The 17683-nt window shown below is 70.8% G+C and carries 16 protein-coding genes; 7 read left to right on the forward strand and 9 right to left on the reverse strand.

What is annotated here, in order from left to right:
* Nucleotides 1-156: 156 nt before the first annotated feature.
* Nucleotides 157-1668: an efflux RND transporter periplasmic adaptor subunit gene (locus NE234_RS05100; RefSeq protein ID WP_252777670.1), complete on the forward strand. Its 1512-nt coding sequence runs from the start codon at nt 157-159 to the stop codon at nt 1666-1668.
* 837 nt (nt 1669-2505) lie between these two features.
* On the opposite strand, the gene NE234_RS05105 is transcribed toward NE234_RS05100, so the two are convergent.
* From NE234_RS05105 to NE234_RS05115, 3 genes are all read right to left on the reverse strand, one after another.
* Nucleotides 2506-4170: a S1C family serine protease gene (locus NE234_RS05105; RefSeq protein ID WP_252777671.1), complete on the reverse strand. Its 1665-nt coding sequence runs from the start codon at nt 4168-4170 to the stop codon at nt 2506-2508.
* A 165-nt stretch (nt 4171-4335) separates the two neighbouring features.
* Nucleotides 4336-5811, reverse strand: coding sequence for a sensor histidine kinase (locus NE234_RS05110; protein ID WP_252777672.1), 1476 nt, complete (start codon nt 5809-5811; stop codon nt 4336-4338).
* Nucleotides 5811-6506 carry a response regulator transcription factor gene (locus NE234_RS05115; RefSeq protein ID WP_252777673.1) on the reverse strand — a complete coding sequence of 232 codons (696 nt, stop codon included), beginning with the start codon at nt 6504-6506 and terminating at the stop codon, nt 5811-5813. The genes NE234_RS05110 and NE234_RS05115 overlap by 1 nt, the downstream gene beginning before the upstream one ends.
* A 270-nt stretch (nt 6507-6776) precedes the next feature.
* Between NE234_RS05115 and NE234_RS05120 the strand changes: the two genes are divergently transcribed.
* Entirely contained in the window at nt 6777-7493 is a 717-nt protein-coding gene (locus tag NE234_RS05120; protein WP_252777674.1) for a phosphatase PAP2 family protein, read from the forward strand.
* Nucleotides 7494-7612: 119 nt separating this feature from the next.
* On the opposite strand, the gene NE234_RS05125 is transcribed toward NE234_RS05120, so the two are convergent.
* Nucleotides 7613-7831 carry a hypothetical protein gene (locus NE234_RS05125; protein ID WP_252777675.1) on the reverse strand — a complete coding sequence of 73 codons (219 nt, stop codon included), beginning with the start codon at nt 7829-7831 and terminating at the stop codon, nt 7613-7615.
* The gene (gene mca, locus NE234_RS05130) at nt 7828-8685 is read right to left on the reverse strand and encodes a mycothiol conjugate amidase Mca (protein ID WP_252778162.1); all 858 of its coding nucleotides are present in this window, start codon (nt 8683-8685) and stop codon (nt 7828-7830) included. Before mca ends, NE234_RS05125 begins: the two co-directional genes overlap by 4 nt.
* A gap of 273 nt (nt 8686-8958) precedes the next feature.
* Here mca and NE234_RS05135 point away from each other — a divergent pair, with 273 nt between their 5' ends.
* Complete coding sequence (locus tag NE234_RS05135; protein WP_252777676.1) at nt 8959-9324, forward strand: DUF4307 domain-containing protein; 366 nt, start codon at nt 8959-8961, stop codon at nt 9322-9324.
* A gap of 133 nt (nt 9325-9457) precedes the next feature.
* The gene (gene greA, locus NE234_RS05140) at nt 9458-9958 is read left to right on the forward strand and encodes a transcription elongation factor GreA (protein WP_252777677.1); all 501 of its coding nucleotides are present in this window, start codon (nt 9458-9460) and stop codon (nt 9956-9958) included.
* A gap of 114 nt (nt 9959-10072) precedes the next feature.
* On the opposite strand, the gene NE234_RS05145 is transcribed toward greA, so the two are convergent.
* Complete coding sequence (locus NE234_RS05145) at nt 10073-10540, reverse strand: Lrp/AsnC family transcriptional regulator (RefSeq protein WP_252777678.1); 468 nt, start codon at nt 10538-10540, stop codon at nt 10073-10075.
* Nucleotides 10541-10699: 159 nt separating this feature from the next.
* Between NE234_RS05145 and hppD the strand changes: the two genes are divergently transcribed.
* The 3 genes from hppD to NE234_RS05160 all read left to right on the forward strand — a co-directional run bounded on the left by hppD (nt 10700) and on the right by NE234_RS05160 (nt 14944).
* On the forward strand, nt 10700-11845 hold the full coding sequence (gene hppD / locus NE234_RS05150; RefSeq protein ID WP_252777679.1) for a 4-hydroxyphenylpyruvate dioxygenase: 1146 nt from the start codon (nt 10700-10702) through the stop codon (nt 11843-11845).
* Nucleotides 11846-12003: 158 nt separating this feature from the next.
* Complete coding sequence (locus tag NE234_RS05155; protein ID WP_252777680.1) at nt 12004-13428, forward strand: M1 family metallopeptidase; 1425 nt, start codon at nt 12004-12006, stop codon at nt 13426-13428.
* A gap of 97 nt (nt 13429-13525) precedes the next feature.
* Nucleotides 13526-14944, forward strand: coding sequence for a M1 family metallopeptidase (locus tag NE234_RS05160; RefSeq protein ID WP_252777681.1), 1419 nt, complete (start codon nt 13526-13528; stop codon nt 14942-14944).
* Between the two features lie 49 nt (nt 14945-14993).
* Here the strand turns inward: NE234_RS05160 and NE234_RS05165 are convergent, their stop codons facing one another.
* The 3 genes from NE234_RS05165 to NE234_RS05175 all read right to left on the reverse strand — a co-directional run bounded on the left by NE234_RS05165 (nt 14994) and on the right by NE234_RS05175 (nt 17673).
* Complete coding sequence (locus tag NE234_RS05165) at nt 14994-16169, reverse strand: NADH:flavin oxidoreductase (protein ID WP_252777682.1); 1176 nt, start codon at nt 16167-16169, stop codon at nt 14994-14996.
* A gap of 13 nt (nt 16170-16182) precedes the next feature.
* Nucleotides 16183-16275 carry a DUF397 domain-containing protein gene (locus NE234_RS05170; RefSeq protein WP_252777683.1) on the reverse strand — a complete coding sequence of 31 codons (93 nt, stop codon included), beginning with the start codon at nt 16273-16275 and terminating at the stop codon, nt 16183-16185.
* 78 nt (nt 16276-16353) lie between these two features.
* Nucleotides 16354-17673 carry an extracellular solute-binding protein gene (locus NE234_RS05175; protein WP_252777684.1) on the reverse strand — a complete coding sequence of 440 codons (1320 nt, stop codon included), beginning with the start codon at nt 17671-17673 and terminating at the stop codon, nt 16354-16356.
* Nucleotides 17674-17683: the final 10 nt, after the last annotated feature.

Consider the following 17683-nt stretch of genomic DNA (forward strand, 5'->3'; position numbering starts at 1 on the left):
TGATCCGATCCTGAGAGATTCCTGTGGACTCACACGGGTTCCGGAGCTCGTTCCGAGGCCGCGACCAGTGACCGACCACGACCGGAGAGGACGCCTTCAGGGAACTCTGAGGTTGGGCTCGGGTCCCTGTGACCTTCATCCGCCAGGATTCCGCGCGTGAACCGCCCGACCATGCGCGATCTCCGGAGACCACCGTGGCTCACCGCCGGTGCGGTGGTCATGCTCACGACCGGGGTGGTGGCCCTCGGCGACTCTCCCGCGAGCGCGGCGTACACCGTCGTGCGACGGGGGACCGTGACGGCGACCGCGGGGGCCGCAGGATCCGTGCGCAGCGCCGACACCCGCGAGCTCGTCTTCGGCACCTCCGGAACGGTGAAGGAGATCAAGGTCGCGCCGGGCGCACGGGTACACGCCGGCCAGGTCCTCGCCCGCCTCGACGACACGGCGGCCCGGGAACAGGTCGCGGTCGCGAAGGCCGTGCTCACGGCGGCTCAGGACACCTACGCCAACGCGCTCCAGGGCATCTGCACGGGCTCCGGCGGCACGGGCTCCGGCGGTTCAGGCTCCGGCGGTTCGGGAAGCGGCGCGGCGGGCGGATCCGCGAACGGGGGAACGGGAGGCGCGCCCGGAGCGGCGGTTCAGACGGCCGGCTTCCGGCGTCCTCGGCCGCCGCGGAGGCCGACCCCGACCCCCACCAGCACCACGCCCACCCCGAAACCGACCCACAAGCCCACCCCGACCCCGACGCCGACGCCGACCTCGCCGCGGCCCACCCCGACCAGCCCTTCGCCCACGCACTCTCCACGGCCGACCGGACACCCGACACCGACCGGGCATCCCAAGCCGACCGGCCACCCGAAACCCACCGGCCACCCGAAGCCGAGCGGCAAGCCCGGCTCGGGCGGCGGCCGCCCCGGCGGAAGCCGTCCCGGCGCGGGCGGTGGCGGTGCGGGTCGTGGCGGTGGGGCGAGCCGTGGCGGCGCGGGCGGTGGCGGCGGCTGCCAGCCGAACGCGGCCGAGCAGGCCTCCGCGAAGGTCACCCAGGCGGAGGTCAACGTCCGGCAGGCCGACCGTACGCTGTCCGCGACCACCCTCAAGGCGCCGATGTCCGGCACCGTCCTGTCGATCACGGGTGCGGTCGGCGACCAGGTCGGCGCGGGCAAGGGTGGTTTCCTCACGCTGGGCGACCTGGACGACCTCCAGGTACGGGCCCTGTTCTCACTGGCTGACGTCGACCGGCTCAAGATCGGCCAGCGGGCGACGATCGGACTCGGGATGTCACCGAACGGGCAGTACACCGGCACGGTCACCGGCATCGACCCGGCGGCCACCACCAGTGGCAACCTCGCCCGGGTCGGCGTGAACATCTCCCTCGACGATCCACCGTCCGGCGTGCTGGTCGGCATGAGCGCGACCGTCGACGTCGTGACCGCGCAGGCCCAGAGCGTGCTGTACGTCCCCGTCGCCGCGGTGCGGACCGCACCCGGCGGCGCGGCCACCGTGCTCGTACGGCACGAGGGGCGGAGCATCACCCGGACCGTGCGGCTTGGAGTACGGAGCGACCGGTACGTCGCGATCACCGGCGGCCTGTCCTCCGGTGACCAGGTGGTGCTGCCGGCGAGCAACGGCCCGGACGGTTTCCCGGACGGAGCCTTCCCCGGCGCCTGACAGGACCCCTGAGGCCACCGACGACCGCGTCCGCGGACGGGTGGCCTGAGGGGACGACCGACTCTGCGCCGAGGATTCTCGTCGCGCCAGCCACCGAAACCCTCGGCACTCCGCTCTGGGCGGGACGCCGGCACCCGACCCGACCCGAGCACAGCCGGACCCGTGCGCGGAGGGCGCTTCTCTCCCCCCGGGGGAAGCACGCCGCCTCTGAAGCGGTCGCTCGCCGACACGCCGACAGCCCGGCCGGGCGAACCCAACCAGGCCCTACGCAGGAGGTACCCGCGGCATAGGCGATCCCCGGAAGTCGGGCCGTCCCCGGTGCCCGTCGCCGGACCCGGTGACCGAATCTGCGCCGAGGATTCCCATCGCGCCATCCCTCAGAATCCTCGGCACTTAACTCTCACCGCGACGCCGACACCCGACCCGAGCCGTACGCGCCCATGCGTGGGTACGAACGGCGAGTGGGCATGTGCCGCTCCGCCGCCCTTGCGCCGAGGATTTTCGTCGCGCCGACCACCAGAACCCTCGGCACTCCGCTCTCCGGAAGCGCCGACACCGGGTCCGGGTCCGGGTCGAGCGTGCGCCCGAGCCGCGCGCCCGCACCTGCGGCTGGGCGGCCCGTGCCTGGGCCGGCGGCCCAGGCACGGGCAGGCCGGGCGCGGGCGCACCGGGCGTGGGCGGGCCGGGGTCGGGCGATTCTCCTGCCTGGCGCGCCTTGCCGTCTGGAGGCTGCGGCTCGGTGATACGCCGACGGCCCGGCCGGGGCGGTTCCTGATTCGGGACCGCTCCGGCCGGGCCGTCTGGGTGGTGCCCCCGCCGGGTCGTGCGCTGCTCGGGTCAGTTGCCCGCGTTGGCGGTGAGCGTCACGCTCACCGTGTGCTTGCTGCCGCCACGGACGAAGGTCAGCGAGATCTTGTCGCCGGGCTGGTGGCCGCGGATCGCCGCGGACAGGCTCTGAGCGTCCTGGATGGCCTTGCCGTCGATCTGGGTGACGATGTCGCCTTCCTGCAGGCCGGCCGATGCCGCCGGGGTGCCCTTCTGCACGCCCGCGATGAGGGCGCCCTGCTGGTCGCCGGCCACGTCGGACAGCGAGACGCCGAGGTAGGCGTGCGTCGCCTTGCCGGACTTGATGAGCTGGTCGGCGACCTGCTTCGCGGTGTCGATCGGGATCGCGAACCCGACGCCGATGTTGCCGTTGCTGCCGCCGGACGTGGCGATCGCCGTGTTGATGCCGATCACCTGGCCGGAGGAGTTGACCAGGGGGCCGCCGGAGTTTCCGGGGTTGATCGCCGCATCCGTCTGGATCGCGTCACCGATCGTCGCTCCCGAGCTGCTCTGCTGCTGCCCCTGCTGCCCCTGCTGGCCCCAGCCGGGGAAGCCGGGCTGCTGTTGCTGCTGGTCGCCGCCCTCGTTCAGGGTCCGGTGCAGCGCGCTGACGATGCCGGAGGTCACCGATCCCTCCAGGCCGAGCGGGCTGCCGATCGCAACGACCGGGTCGCCGACCTGGAGTTGGTCGCTGTTGCCGAGCGTCGCCGGCTTGAGCCCGGACACCCCGGCCGCCTTGATCACGGCCAGGTCCGTCGCCGGGTCGGTGCCGAGCACGGTGGCCGAGGCCTTCTTGCCGTCGCTGAAGTTGACCGAGATCTGGCTACCCTGCGAGGCATCGGCGACGACGTGGTTGTTGGTCAGGATGACGCCGTCGGAGCGCAGGATGATCCCGGAGCCCTCACCCTGTTCGGTCGGGGTGGTCACCGTGATCGAAACGACGCTCGGCTGCACCGCCTGGGCGATGGCCGCGATTCCGGTGGCGCTCTTGTTGGACGCCCCGTGGACGGCGGTGGGGCTGGCGTACACCGTCCGGCCGTGGTCGACGAGCGCCGCGACGGCGCCTCCGGCGAGTCCTCCGGCGAGGACCAGGGCCAGGGCGATGCCGCTGGCGGCCGCCTTGCGGCGCGCGGTCAGCCGGCCGACCGGGCTCTGCTGCGTCTGGGCGGGGTAGGCGTACGGGTCCGGGTGCGCGCCGTACGGCTGCCCGTACGCGCCGGGGCCCTGGGGCGGCTGCTGACCGGGCGTGCCCGGGGCCTGGTACGGCGGCCGGCCCGGGGTGCCGTACGCCGCGGCTCCCATGCCGTGCGGCTGCTCGCCGTGCGCCCCGTACGCCGCCGCCTCCGGTCGCGCGCCGTACGGCGGCTCCTGGCCGCCGCCGCCCTGCGTCTGCGTGTCCTGCGCCTGCGGGCCCTGGGTCTGCGGGCTCTGGGTCTGCGGGCTCTGGGTCTGCGGGCTCTGGGCGCCCTGGGTCTGCGGCTCGCTCGGGGTCTCGCCTGCCGCCGCCGGGGCGGACTGCTCTGCGCCCGGCCACTGTTCGGACGGCGGCCAGGAGCGGACGTCCTCGGGCTGTGCTTCGGATGTGGACGAGGAACCCGTCCGTGCCTCCACGGATGGTGTCGTCCCGGCCTGCGACTCCTCGGGGCGCTCGTCCGCGGACCGGTCGTGGGTTTCCATTGCTTCGTCCCCCAAAGTCGGTACTTTGTCTGACACTTTGAGGATGTCCGCCGTGCCTTGAACGTCGCTGAGCCCAACCTGAAAGTTCGCACAATAAGGCCGGGGTAAAAGCCGAAGACGGACCCGCGCGCCGGTCCGCCGCGGACGGAGACCGAGGCGCGGGCCCTACGCGGACACGGCCTCGGCGGGGTCCGCGTCGATCGCGTCCGGGTCGAGCGGGAGGGTGATGAGGAAGGTCGCGCCCTTGCCCGGCGCCGTCTCCACCTCCACGGTGCCGCCGTGCGCGTGGACCAGGCCGGCGACGATCGCCAGGCCGAGACCCGTCCCGCCCCGGCTGCGGGCGGGATCCGCGCGGTAGAACCGCTCGAACACCCGCTCCGCCTGCTCCCGTGGCATGCCCGGTCCCTCGTCGGCGACCTCCAGCACGGCGGCCGGGGAGTCGCCCAGCCGCCCGGAGTGCACCGTCACCTCGACCGGCGTGCCGGGCGGGGTGTGCTGCAGCGCGTTGGTCAGCAGATTCCGGATGACCTGGCGGAGCCGCAGCTCGTCGCCGGTCACGATGAACGCCGAGCCGCTGCGCACGGAGAGCGTGATCTTCCTGTCGGCGTCGAGGACGCGGGCGTCGTGCACGGCCTCGGCGGCCAGGGCGAGGAGATCGACGGGGCTCATGGCGAGCGGACGCTGCTGGTCGAGCCGGGCCAGGAGCAGCAGGTCGTCGACGAGCGCGCCCATCCGTACGGCCTCGTCCTCGACCCGGACGATGAGCCGGTCGAGCTCGGCGCGGTCGACGTCGTCGCGCTGCCGGTAGTACTCGGCGAAGCCCCGGATCACGCTCAGCGGCGTGCGCAGCTCGTGGCTGGCGTCGGCGACGAAGCGGCGCATGCGCTCCTCGGACTCGCGGGCGGTCGCCTCCGACCGCGCCTGCGCGTGGAAGGCGGTCTCGATCTGGGCGAGCATGCCGTTGAGGGCGTCGCCGAGGCGGCCGACCTCCGTGCGCGGGTCGGCGTCGGGGACGCGGCGCGACAGGTCGCCGGTCGCGATCGCGGCGGCGGTGTGCTCGATGTCCTCCAGGGACCGGAGGCTGGCGCGCACGATGGCGATGCCGAGCCCGGCGATGAGGACGACGACGACGCTGCCGACGATCAGCTCCACGCCCACGAACCTGCGCACCGTGCGCCCGACCTCGGTCAGGTCGGCGGCCGCGACCACGTAGCCGTTGCCCACCGGCTCGATGTACACCCGCCAGCGGGTGCTCCCCGAGACCGCCCTGAGGGTGATCGGCTTCTGGGCGTGCTCGTCGAGCCAGTCCGGGCTCTCGGGGATGGCGGGGTCCGGCTGGACCGTCCCCCAGGGCGACACGGTGGTGTGCGTGACGACCTTGCCGTCGGCGTCGCGGATCTGGACGATCGTGCCGCCGCTCTGTCCGGGCAGGGGCTTGCCCGGCTGGGCGAGGGACCGCTCCGCCCGGTGCAGCAGGTCCTGCAGCTGCAGGTCGGTGCGGCCCAGCAGGTAGTTCCGCATCACCGAGACGCTCGCGACGCCGGTCACGACGAGGGCGAGGAGGACGAGCGTGACGACCGCGGCGATGAGCTTGATCCGCAACGGGGTCCGGGCGGACAGGCGCCGCGCCCAGGCGGTCATCAGCGCTCCGGTGGCAGGCGCAGCACGTAACCGACCCCGCGCAGCGTATGGATCAGGCGGGGGCCGAGCTTGTCGAGCTTGCGGCGCAGTACCGAGACGTAGGACTCGACGATGCCGGTGTCGCCGCGGAAGTCGTAGTCCCAGACGTGGTCGAGGATCTGCGCCTTGGACAGCACCCGGTTGGCGTTGGTCATGAAGTAGCGCAGCAGCTTGAACTCGGTGGGCGACAGCTGGATCGGCTTGCCGGACCGCCAGACCTCGTGGCTCTCCTCGTCCAGCTCCAGGTCGGCGAAGCCGAGCCGCGGCGGGGGCTCGGCCGGACCGCCCTGGGCCCGGCGCAGCACGGCGCGGATCCGCGCGATGACCTCTTCCAGGCTGAACGGCTTGGTGACGTAGTCGTCGCCGCCGAGCGTCAGCCCGCGGATCTTGTCCTGGGTGGCGTCCCGCGCGGTGAGGAACAGCACGGGGATGTGCGCGCCGCCGCCGCGCAGCCGGCGGATGACGTCGAAGCCGTCCATGTCGGGCAGCATGACGTCCAGCACGATCAGGTCGGGCCGACGCTGCAGGGCGACCTGGACGGCCTCCGTGCCGCCGGTCGCCGTCGCCACCTCGAACCCCGCGTAGCGCAGGCTGCCGGACAGCAGCTCGAGGATGTTGGGCTCGTCTTCGACCACGAGAAGTCGGGCTTCACTCACCCCTCCATAGTGACCTGCGGAGTTGAGTGCTACCTGAACGCGTCCTGAGAGCCTGCTCGGGAGACGCCACGGAGGCCCTGGGCATCGGGAATGAACCAGGTAGATGTACGTTACACATAACACCGGTTCAGGAGGGTACGGACAGACCTCGGACAGAGGCACGACGGCGGAGGGGGTCCCGCGTTGGTGACCAAGGTTCCAAGGGCGTACACGGCGCCGCCCCCGGTTGTTCCCAGGACTTCTGCGGATTCCCGCCGCTGGTGGCCCGAGGTGCTCCTGCTCCTCGTCGTCTACCTGATGTACGACGGCGTGCGGATGCTGGTGGCCGCGGGCCACGGGCAGGCGTTCGCCGACGCGCATCACGTGCTCGGGGTCGAGCGGGTGCTGCACCTCGACCACGAGCGGGGCGTCAACCACGCCGTCTCCGCCGTGCCGGTCCTCGGCGTCACGATGTCGTACGCCTATGCGACGCTGCACTACGTCATCACGCCGGTCGTGCTGGTGTGGCTCTGGAAGAAGCGCCCCTGGCAGTACGCGCGGGCCCGTACGACGCTGGTCGCCGCCACCCTGCTCGGGCTGGTGGGCTTCTCGCTGTTCCCCACCGCGCCGCCGCGGATGCTGCCGGGCTTCGTCGACACGCTCGCGAAGTATCACGAGTGGGGCTGGTGGTCCGGCGACGCCAGTGCCCCGAAGGGCCTGGGCGGCCTGACCAACGAGTTCGCCGCGATGCCGTCCCTGCACGTGGGATGGGCGGCCTGGTGCGGGTGGCAGGTCGCGCGCAACACCACCCGCCGCCTGCTGCGGATCCTCGCCGTGGCCTACCCGGTCTTCATCTTCGCCGTCGTCGTCGGGACGGCGAACCACTACGTCGCCGACGCGATCGCCGGACTGGCCGTGATCGTCATCGGGGCCGGGCTGGCCGGCGCGACCGACCGGCTCCGGCTCCGGGGCCGGTCCCCGGCCCGCCGCGTGCCCGTCTCGGCCTGAGCTGCTTCCTCGGACCGCCCCGTGCCCGCCTCGGTCTGAGGTGATTCCTCGCCCCGGCCCGCGGCGGAGCCCGCCTGGGCCTGGGGCGCGTGCCCGCCCGGGTCTGATGCGCCGGGGCGTCAGGCCTTGCGCTTGTCCGCGTCGGGCCGGGCGCTCGCCTTCTGCCGGCGCTCCCAGTCGGCCTGCCGGAGCTCGTCCTCGCTGGGGGCCTCGATCCTGCGGATGTGCCGGTTCATCGAACGGATCAGGAAGAAGAGCGTCAGGCCCAGCGCGGCGACGATGAAGAAGGCCACCACCCCTGGTGTGACCTGGTCTTCGTTGACCGCGAGATACATCATGACAGGCACACCTTCTCCCGGACGCCGGCGAACAGGTCGTCCTCCGGCAGCTCCGTGTCGACCAGGGAACGAGCCAAATGGTAGTCCTCGGTCGGCCATGCCTTCCGTCGGAGCTCCGTCGGGCAGGCGAAGAACGGGCCGTTCGGGTCGATCTGGGTGGCGTGTGCGAGGAGCGCCTGGTCGCGGACCTCGAAGTGGTCGGCGCACGGCACGCGCGTGGTGATCTCCCACTGGAGCGGGCGGTCCTGCCAGCGCTTGAGCATCTCGGTGTAGGGCGACTCGAGGCCCGCCTCGACCATCGCGGCGTGCTCCGCCTGGAACCGCTCCTGGTGGAAGGTCATGTGGTAGTAGAGCTTGAGCGGCTGCCACGGCTCCCCGGTGCCGGGGTACCGGTCGGGGTCGCCCGCCGCCTCGAAGGCCTCCACCGAGACCTTGTGGGTCATGATGTGGTCGGGGTGGGGGTAGCCGCCGTTGTCGTCGTAGGTCAGGATCACGTGCGGCCGGAACCCACGGACCGCGCGGACCAGCGGCTCACTCGCCACCTCGATCGGCTGCAGGGCGAAGCAGCCCTCCGGGAGCGGGGGCAGCGGATCGCCCTCGGGCAGGCCGGAGTCGACGAAGCCCAGCCACTGCTGCTCCACGCCGAGGATCTCCCGGGCCTTGGCCATCTCCTCCATGCGCACCGCCGCGAGGTTGGCCTTGATCTCCGGCTTGTCCATCGCGGGGTTGAGGATGTCCCCGCGCTCACCGCCGGTGCAGGTGACGACCAGGACCTGGACGCCCTCGGACGAGTAGCGCGCCATCGTGGCGGCGCCCTTGCTGGACTCGTCGTCCGGATGAGCGTGGACGGCCATCAGGCGCAACGGCTCGGTACCGGTCGATCTCTCGGACAACGTAGGCTCCCCGTCAGCGTAAGGTCATAGTCGTCGCGCGGGGTGGCCCCCGGTGGTGGAAGGCCGCTCCCGACAGGTGGATTCTTCCGGAGAACACCGGCCCCCCGCACGAAGATTCCCGGTGGGGGACACCGTAACGAGCCCCACCGACGAACGAGGGAGGGATGCGGTGTTCGACCTGGGCATGACTCCCGGGGCGGCCACGCCGCGACGCCGATGAGCACGACAGGTACGGTGGCTGCGACGGGCCACACCCGCAAGGGCAACGTGGTGGCCTACGCCGTCATCGGCGTGCTGGTGGCGGTCTGCGCCATCGGCTGGGCGATCATCGTGGGGTTCTCGGAGGGCAGGCCCGGGATCACCCCGGAGGTCATCTCCTTCCAGCTGGCGGATCACTCGGTGCGCGTGCACTACCAGATCAGCAAGCCGAAGGGCGATGACGTGCGCTGTTCTCTCGTGGCGTACGGCACCGATCACTCCGAACTCGGGCGGGCCGATGTGACCGTTCCGCCCGGTACCGGCAGTATTGAGCGGCATCAGGAGTTGCCGACATCATCACGGGCCACGTCCGTGACCGTCAACGACTGCCGCGTAGGTTAAAAAGGCATCCCCACTGGGGAACAAACATGAACGTCATAACGGCATAAAGCTCTCGTCCCTCGGCTACTTCACGTTCAAGTGCCGGTAGCCTAGAGAGTTCAACGGCCGCACTTCATGTGGATGAGGAGTACCCGTGACCGAGACCCGCAATGAGAACGTCACCTGGCTGACCCAGGAGGCGTACGACCGGCTCAAGGCAGAGCTGGACTACCTCACGGGCGAGGGCCGGATCGCGATCGCACAGAAGATCGAGGCCGCTCGTGAGGAAGGGGACCTGCGGGAGAACGGCGGATACCACGCGGCCAAGGAGGAGCAGGGCAAGCAGGAGGGCCGCGTCCTCCAGCTCCAGCAGATCCTGCAGAACGCCCGCGTGGGTGAGGCGCCCCGCACCGAAGGCGTGGTCGGCCCCGGTATGACCGTCACCGTGCAGTTCGTGGGTGACGACGAGGAGGTCACGTTCCTGCTGGCCTCCCGTGAGGAGAGCGGCGCCCCGATCGACGTCTACTCCCCCAAGTCCCCGCTCGGCGCCGCCATCAACGGCAAGAAGGTCGGCGAGAAGGCCAAGTACAACCTGCCGAACGGCCGGAGCATGGAGGTCGAGATCCTCGACGCCACGCCGTACGCCGGCTCCTGAGCCGCCGCACCTTCCGCCCCCGGACATCTACGTCATCGCCCGTACGCCCTCGGCGTGCGGGCGATGACGTGTGTCTCACCGCCGCGCGGCGGCCCGTACGAGATGACGTATGTCTCACTGGCGCGCGGCGGCCCGTACGAGCGGCAGCGTCCGCTGCGGCACCGGGGTGGCCAGCGCGATCACGGTCGAGGTCCGCTGGACGCCCTCGACGTCGACGATCAGGTCGATGACGCGCTGCAGGTCCTGGTTGCCCCGCCCGACGATGCGGCAGAGCATGTCGCCGCCGCCGGTGATGGTGTGCGCCTCGATGACCTCGGGAATGGCCGCCAGCCGGGCGGCGACGGGATCGTGCCCGCCCGCCTGCCGGATCTCCAACGTGATGAACGCCGTCACCTGGTAACCGAGCGCGGCCGGGTCCACCTCTGGCCCGAACCCGCGGATGACCCCGCGCTCCTGCAGCCGGTCCAGCCTCGCCTGCACGGTGCCGCGGGCCACTCCCAGCCGGCGTGAGCACTCCAGGACGCCGATGCGCGGCTCGGCGTTCAGCAGCCCGATCAGCCGGGCGTCCAGATCGTCGATCATCTCGCCCTCACTTTTCCCTGGGCAGGGTGTACAGATCTACCCGCCCTCCGCTGCCCGCACTGTACATGTTGTCCAGTGATTTCGGCAGGTCTTGCCCACTCTGTACCCGACGACCGACATTGAGGGGGAACCTCGCCCACCGCAGTGCAGGGAGTAGCCATGACCGAGATCACCGAGCGGCAGGAACTCGCGCCGAACCCGCGCCGGGACGATCCGTTCCCCGTCAAGGGCATGGACGCCGTCGTCTTCGCCGTGGGCAACGCCCGCCAGGCGGCGCACTACTACTCGACCGCGTTCGGCATGCGCTGCGTCGCGTACAAGGGCCCGGAGACCGGCAGCCGGGACGAGGCCGCGTATGTCCTGGAGTCCGGCGGCGCGCGGTTCGTGCTCAAGGGCGCCGTCCGCGCCGGCACCGACCTCGGCCGCCACGTCGCCGAGCACGGGGACGGCGCGATCGATCTGGCCATCGAGGTGCCGGACGCGGAGGCGGCCTACCGGCACGCGATCGCCCAGGGCGCGCGGAGCGTCGAGGCGCCGCACGTCCTCGAGGACGAGCACGGCAAGGTCGTCGTCGCGGCCATCGCCGCCTACGGCGAGACCCGCCACTCGCTGGTGGAGCGCGTGAACTACTCCGGTCCGTACCTGCCGGGCTATGTCGCCGCCGACCCGATCGTGGCGCCGCCCGCCAAGAGGTTCTTCCAGGCGATCGACCACTGCGTCGGCAACGTCGAACTCGGCAAGATGAACGAGTGGGTGGAGTTCTACCAGCGTGTCATGGGCTTCTCGAACATGAAGGAGTTCGTCGGCGACGACATCGCCACCGAGTACTCGGCGCTGATGTCGAAGGTCGTGGCCGACGGCACCCGAAAGGTGAAGTTCCCGCTCAACGAGCCGGCGATCGCCAAGAAGAAGTCCCAGATCGACGAGTACCTGGAGTTCTACGGCGGCCCGGGCATGCAGCACATCGCGCTGGCCACCAACGACATCCTCTCCACCGTGGACGCGATGCGCGCGGCGGGCGTGGAGTTCCTGGACACGCCGGACTCCTACTACCAGGACCCTGAGCTGCGCGAACGCATCGGCGACGTCCGGGCGCCGATCGAGGAGCTGCAGAAACGGCGGATCCTGGTCGACCGCGACGAGGACGGCTACCTGCTGCAGATCTTCACCAAGCCGGTGCAGGACCGGCCCACGGTCTTCTTCGAACTGATCGAACGGCACGGCTCGCTCGGCTTCGGCAAGGGCAACTTCAAGGCCCTTTTCGAGGCGATCGAACGCGAGCAGGAACGCCGCGGAAATCTCTAGTCCGCGATCACCGGAACCGCGCGGAGATTCCCCGTAAGGCGAAGGCAAAGCTTTCTTGGGGGAGGATTCGCTCACCGGCCCGTTTCCGCCGTTTCGCGGGCGGGATCGAGCAAAACGGCGAGTTCGCTTTATCGGCGTTTTGCGGCGAGGCTGGGGCGGTGAGCCTTCCCTCCTCCCGGATCTCCCTGAGCGCGCTGCTCGTCGCCGCGCTCACCGCCTGCTCGTCCACCGCGAACTCCGCCCGGCCGACGGCCGCGGCCGCCCCGGCCGCGGCGGCGGTCGGCGCCGCGAGCGTCGGAGACCCCTACGTCCCCGGTGACGGCAACGGCGGGTACGACGTGCAGCACTACTCCCTGGACCTGCGGATCACACCCAAGGCGACACCCGAGCTGACCGGCACCGCGACGGTGACCGCGGTCGCGACCGGCCCGCTGGCCCGCTTCGACCTGGACCTCACCGGGCTCAACGTGTCCGAGGTCACGGTCGACGGCCGGACCGCCTCCTACAGCCGCAGCGGCAGCGAGCTCGCCGTCACCGCGCCCAAGCCGATCGCCCGCGGCGGGAGGTTCGCCGTACGCGTCCGGTACTCCGGGAACCCCCGGCAGATCGACGATCCGGTGCTGGGCCGGTACGGCTGGCTGCCCACCTCGGACGGGATCTTCACCGGCGACGAGCCGAGCGGGGCGCACACGTGGTTCCCCTCGAACGACCACCCGGAGGACAAGGCGAGCTACGACTTCCAGATCACCGTGCCGCGCGGCCTCACCGCGATCGCCAACGGGATCCAGACCGGGACGACCACCGCCGGGAACTCCACGACGTACCGCTGGCGCGAGGACGCCCCGATGGCGACCTACCTCGCGATGGTGGACGTCGGGCGGTTCAAGGTCCGCACCGGCCGTACGCCCGGTGGTGTCCCGGTGTACGTCGCGGTCGACCCGTCCGTCATAGCAACCACGGCGGACAAGCTGTACGACACGACCTCGCAGGTCGTCGACGCGTGGACGAAGCTGTTCGGCCCGTACCCGTTCGCGTCGGCCGGCGGCGTCGTCGACAACCTCCAGGTGGGGTTCGCGCTGGAGACCCAGACCAAGCCGGAGTACGGCCCGGCGATGGGCGCCGACCCGACCACGATCGCGCACGAGCTGTCGCACCAGTGGTTCGGCGACAGCGTCACCATCACCCGCTGGAGCGACATCTGGCTCAACGAGGGCTTCGCCACGTACGCCGAGTGGCTGTGGGGCGAGCGGACCGGCGGCCCGTCGGTGCAGGCGCAGTTCGACCAGCGGTACCGCCAGACCGGCAGCCCCGACCTGTGGTCGGTTCCCCCGGCCGATCCGGGCCGGGCGCAGCTGTTCGGCCGATCGGTGTACGAGCGCGGCGGCATGACCCTGCACGCGCTGCGGCAGAAGGTGGGCGACGCGAAGTTCTTCGCGATCCTGCGGGCCTGGACGAGCGAGCACCGGCACGGCAACGCCACGACCCCACAGTTCATCGCGCTCGCCGAACGGGTCTCCGGCAAGGATCTCGGCGGGTTCTTCCATGCCTGGCTGTACGGAAAGAAGCGCCCGACCTCGTGGTGAGCGCCGGTCGTACCTTGTGATCGGGGATCATGGGGAGGATGCTGTGTCCCGCGTGACGCCTCGGGCGTGGCGCCAGCGAAGACAACTGGAGAGGTGCATGGCAAGGCTTACCCCACGAGCTCTGTCGATCGCCGCCGTCGTGGCGGCGGCCGGCCTGCTCACCCCCCTTTCCGCCGCTCAGGCCACGACCGGGTTCACCCCCGGCGCGCCGGGCGCCGGCGACCCGTACTTCCCGGACATGGGCAACGGCGGTTACGACGCCCGGCACTACAGCCTGTCGCTCGCGTACGACGCCGGCACCAAGGCGATCGACGCCCACGCCACGATCTCCGCGACCGCGACGCAGAACCTCTCCCGGTTCGACCTGGACTTCCTCGGCCCGCTGAAGGTCGGCAAGGTCAAGGTGGACGGTCACGCGGCGAAGTACGAGCGCACCGGCGCGCAGGAGCTCGTGATCACTCCCCCGCGCGGCCTGCGCAAGGGACGGTCGTTCACGGTCGACGTCGCCTACTCCGGCGTCCCGCAGATGATCGACGACAAGGCGCTCGGCATCTCCGGCTGGATCCAGACGCACGACGGCGCGGTGGCGCTCTCCCAGCCGTTCGGCTCGGCGACCTGGTACCCGGTCAACGACAGCACCGACGACAAGGCCACGTACGACTTCACCGTCACGGTGCCGAAGGGCCTGCAGGTGCTGGCCAACGGCGAGCCGGCCGGCACGCACACGCACGGGTCGACGACGACGTTCCGCTGGGTGGACAAGCAGCCGACCGCCAGCGAGCTCGTCATGGTCGCGATCGGCCACTTCGACGTCAAGGACACCCGTACGCCGAGCGGCCTGCGCAACATCACCGCCGTCGACCCGGCCTCGGTGAAGTCCGCGACGGCCTCGGGCGACTTCAACCAGGCGACCGCCGACGTGATCGACTGGGAGCAGAGGCTCTACGGCCGTTACCCGTTCGGCTCGGTCGGCGGGATCAACGTGCTCGCTCCGAACGTCGGCTACTCCCTGGAGACGCAGGGCCGTCCGGTGTACGCGCGGCGCTCGGCGGGCGCGATCCCGAGCGCGGACCTGCTCGCCCACGAGCTGGGACACCAGTGGTTCGGGGACGCCGTGACCCCGCAGCACTGGAAGGACATCTGGCTGAACGAGGGCTTCGCGACCTACTCCGAGTGGCTCTACAGCGAGCAGCACGGCGGTCAGACGGCGCAGCAGTACTTCGACCAGGCGTACAACTCGGCGGACACCGACTGGAGCGGCAAGGTCGCCGACCCGGGCCGTGACCACATCTTCGACGACCTGACCTACACGCGGGCCGCGATGACGATCCACCAGATCCGCAAGGCCGTCGGCGACAAGGTGTTCTTCCAGCTGATCAAGGCCTGGCCGGCGGCGCACCGCTACGGCAACGCCGACACGGCGCAGTTCGTCTCCTTCACCGAGCACTTCACCCACAAGAACCTGGACAAGCTGTTCCAGGCGTGGGTCTACAGCGAGGGTAAGCCCGCTCTGTAGCGAGAAGTCGGCGACCCGGTGGCCTCGGCAGGCCACCGGGTCGTTCGCTTCAGGCGAGGACGCAGTGCGTGCCGCGGAAGATGGTCGGCATGCACTTGTTGCAGTGGATGCACAACGACCGGGTGGCGGGGTCCTTCCGGATGCGGTCGACGAGGTCGGGCTCGCGGAGCAGCGCGCGGGCCATGGCGACGAACTCGAAGCCCTCGGCCATCGCACGGTCCATGGTCGCGCGCTCGGTGATGCCGCCCAGCAGCACGAGGGGCAGTTTCAGGGCGGCGCGGAACTGACGGGCGCTGTCCAGCAGGAACGCCTCCTGGTAGGGGCAGCTCCGGAGGAAGCGCCCGCCGACCAGCGCGATGCCCAGCCGCTGCGGCTGCGGGAACGCCCCGGCGAACTCCCGGAGCGGCGCGTCACCCCGGAACAGGTACATCGGGTTGAGCAGCGAACTGCCCACCGTCAACTCCAGGGCGTCGACGCCGCCGTCGCGCTCCAGCCACCGGGCCACCTGCAGGCTCTCGTCCAGCCAGAACCCACCCGGTACACCGTCGTCCATGTTGAACTTCGCGAGGACGGCGATGCGGTCCCCGACAGCGTCCCGTACGGCGCGTGCGATGCCGAGCGCCACCTTCGCCCGGTTCGCGAGTGATCCGCCGTACGCGTCCCGGCGCCTGTTGAGTTTCGGGCTGAGGAAGGAACTGGCGAGGTAGTTGTGCCCCAGGTGGATCTCGACCGCGTCGAACCCCGCCTCGATCGCCAGTAACGCCGCGTCGCCGTACGCCGTGGTGATCCGCTCGATGTCGGCCCGCGTGGCCCTGCGATTGAATTGCAGACTCTGTGGATTGAACCCGGCTGACGGAGCCAGCGACGGGACGCCGTTGGACCGGCCGTTCGCCACCGGCCCGGCGTGCCCGAGCTGAGCCGAGATAGCCGCGCCCTCGGCGTGAACGGCGTCGGTCAGCCGCCGCAGACCCGGCAGCGCCTCCGGCCGCATCCACAGTTGATGACGCTCGGTACGGCCCTCCGGCGCCACCGCGCAGTACGCCACGGTCGTCATGCCGACCCCGCCCGCCGCATGCCGCCGATGGAACTCGATCAGCTCGTCGGTGACGACGGCGCCCTTCGTCATCCCCTCGAACGTCGCCGCCTTGATGACGCGGTTACGAAGGGTCAACGGCCCGAGCCGCGCGGGCTCGAACACGTCCGGGACGACGGATCCGTGCGCCATACGGGGCGGCCGATCAGTCGCCGTCGAGCACCGTCACCTCGACGCAGTCGCCGCCGTTGTCACTGCTGCGCTCCGACTTCCGCCACTGCGCATCCGTTAGGTCCATTTCTCTTCCGCCGTTCTCCTGATGAAGTCGACTGACTCTCGCTGGGAAAGGGCATGAGTGCGGATCGTCTCCCATTGGTCAGCAGGTGCCCTGTCTGCCGTTCAGCGCGGCGGTGAGGGCGCGGGCCAGATCGTGCGGGGTGGGGGCACGGGCGCCGGGGACCCCGTCGTGGGCGCCCAGGACCTTCAGGACGCAGCCGCGGAACGTCTCGCTGAACTGCGCGTAGTACGGGGTGACCGGGCGCGGGCGGGCGTGGTAAAGCGCGGCCTGGAGGGTGCCGGCGAACTGGCTGAAACGCTGTGGGGACGGTAGCTCGTCGGGCCGGTACTTCTTGTCGGGGCAGGGCGTCACCCCCTCGAAGGCCGAGGTCCGAGACGGAGTGAATCCCCCGCAGGAGAACAAGCGGCGCTGCGAGTCCGTGCTCGTGAGGAAGTCGATGAGCGCGCGGCTGTCCGCCTTGTGCCTGGACTGGGCGGAGACCGCGAGGTCCCATCCGCCGAGAACGCTGACGCCCGTCTCCGGGAGGGTCGTCACCTGGAACCTGTCGCCGACGCGCGGGTCGGCGATCAGCTCCCGGAAGGCGTACGGCCAGTTGCGCATGAGGCCGGTCTCGTGATCGGCGAAGGCCTCGAAGGAGCCGTCCTCCTCGTACGAGCGGGAGCGGGCCAGGATCGGGTTCGCGGTGGCCAGGCGGTCGATCCCCGCCAGTACGATCGCGGCGGTCCGGTCGTCGACCTTGTCGATGGGACCGCTGAGAACCGCCCGCTGCTGAGTGTTCCAGATGACCTCCAGCGTGTTGACGGTCAGTCCTTCGTAGTCCTTGAGCTGGGTCGCGTAGCCCCGGCCGAGCAGGTCGTTCCAGGAACTCGGCGCCCGGTCGCCCTGCCTGACGTAGAGCAGGCCGGCGTCGGTGTACCAGGGGATCGCGTACTGGTGTCCCCGCCATTGCCCGGTCTGCAGGGTCTGTGGGACGAAGTCGCCCGGGTCGTCAAGCTGAGACGCCTTGACCTCCGTGAGGAGACCGCGCCGGGCGTACTCCGGGATCCACGCGACGTCGGCGAGCAGGACGTCGTAGGCACAGCTTCCCGAGCCGACGGCCGCGGTGAGCTGGCTGCGGACCTCGTCGGTCGATCGCGCTATCTCCACGAGCGTCGCCGGCATGTCGGGGTGCGCCTTGTTCCATTCGTCGATCAGGGCGCTGCGCTGGAAGTCCGGGCTGACGTCGACGTCCGCGGCCATGACCAATCCGCGGTGCTTCCCACAGCCCGCGACGGCCGGGCGATAGGACAGCGACCATTTCACGCCGGGCAGGACGACCAGCGTCAGCGCGGCGGCGACGACGGAGGCGGCCAGGCGTCTGCGCCGGGTCGCGTGGCGGCGCGCCCTGTCCGCTAACACGACGGCTCGC

Source organism: Actinoallomurus rhizosphaericola (genome assembly GCF_024055675.1).
GTDB classification, from domain to species: Bacteria; Actinomycetota; Actinomycetes; order Streptosporangiales; family Streptosporangiaceae; genus Actinoallomurus; species Actinoallomurus soli.

What these genes read in the sequence shown, in the direction of transcription:
- NE234_RS05160 (WP_252777681.1), top strand. Translation starts at nt 13,526, where the DNA reads ATGGCAAGGCTTACCCCACGAGCTCTGTCGATCGCCGCCGTCGTGGCG.
- NE234_RS05145 (WP_252777678.1), bottom strand. Translation starts at nt 10,540, where the DNA reads ATGATCGACGATCTGGACGCCCGGCTGATCGGGCTGCTGAACGCCGAG.
- NE234_RS05165 (WP_252777682.1), bottom strand. Translation starts at nt 16,169, where the DNA reads ATGGCGCACGGATCCGTCGTCCCGGACGTGTTCGAGCCCGCGCGGCTC.
- NE234_RS05170 (WP_252777683.1), bottom strand. Translation starts at nt 16,275, where the DNA reads ATGGACCTAACGGATGCGCAGTGGCGGAAGTCGGAGCGCAGCAGTGAC.
- hppD (WP_252777679.1), top strand. Translation starts at nt 10,700, where the DNA reads ATGACCGAGATCACCGAGCGGCAGGAACTCGCGCCGAACCCGCGCCGG.
- NE234_RS05105 (WP_252777671.1), bottom strand. Translation starts at nt 4,170, where the DNA reads ATGGAAACCCACGACCGGTCCGCGGACGAGCGCCCCGAGGAGTCGCAG.
- NE234_RS05125 (WP_252777675.1), bottom strand. Translation starts at nt 7,831, where the DNA reads ATGATGTATCTCGCGGTCAACGAAGACCAGGTCACACCAGGGGTGGTG.
- mca (WP_252778162.1), bottom strand. Translation starts at nt 8,685, where the DNA reads ATGGCCGTCCACGCTCATCCGGACGACGAGTCCAGCAAGGGCGCCGCC.
- NE234_RS05110 (WP_252777672.1), bottom strand. Translation starts at nt 5,811, where the DNA reads ATGACCGCCTGGGCGCGGCGCCTGTCCGCCCGGACCCCGTTGCGGATC.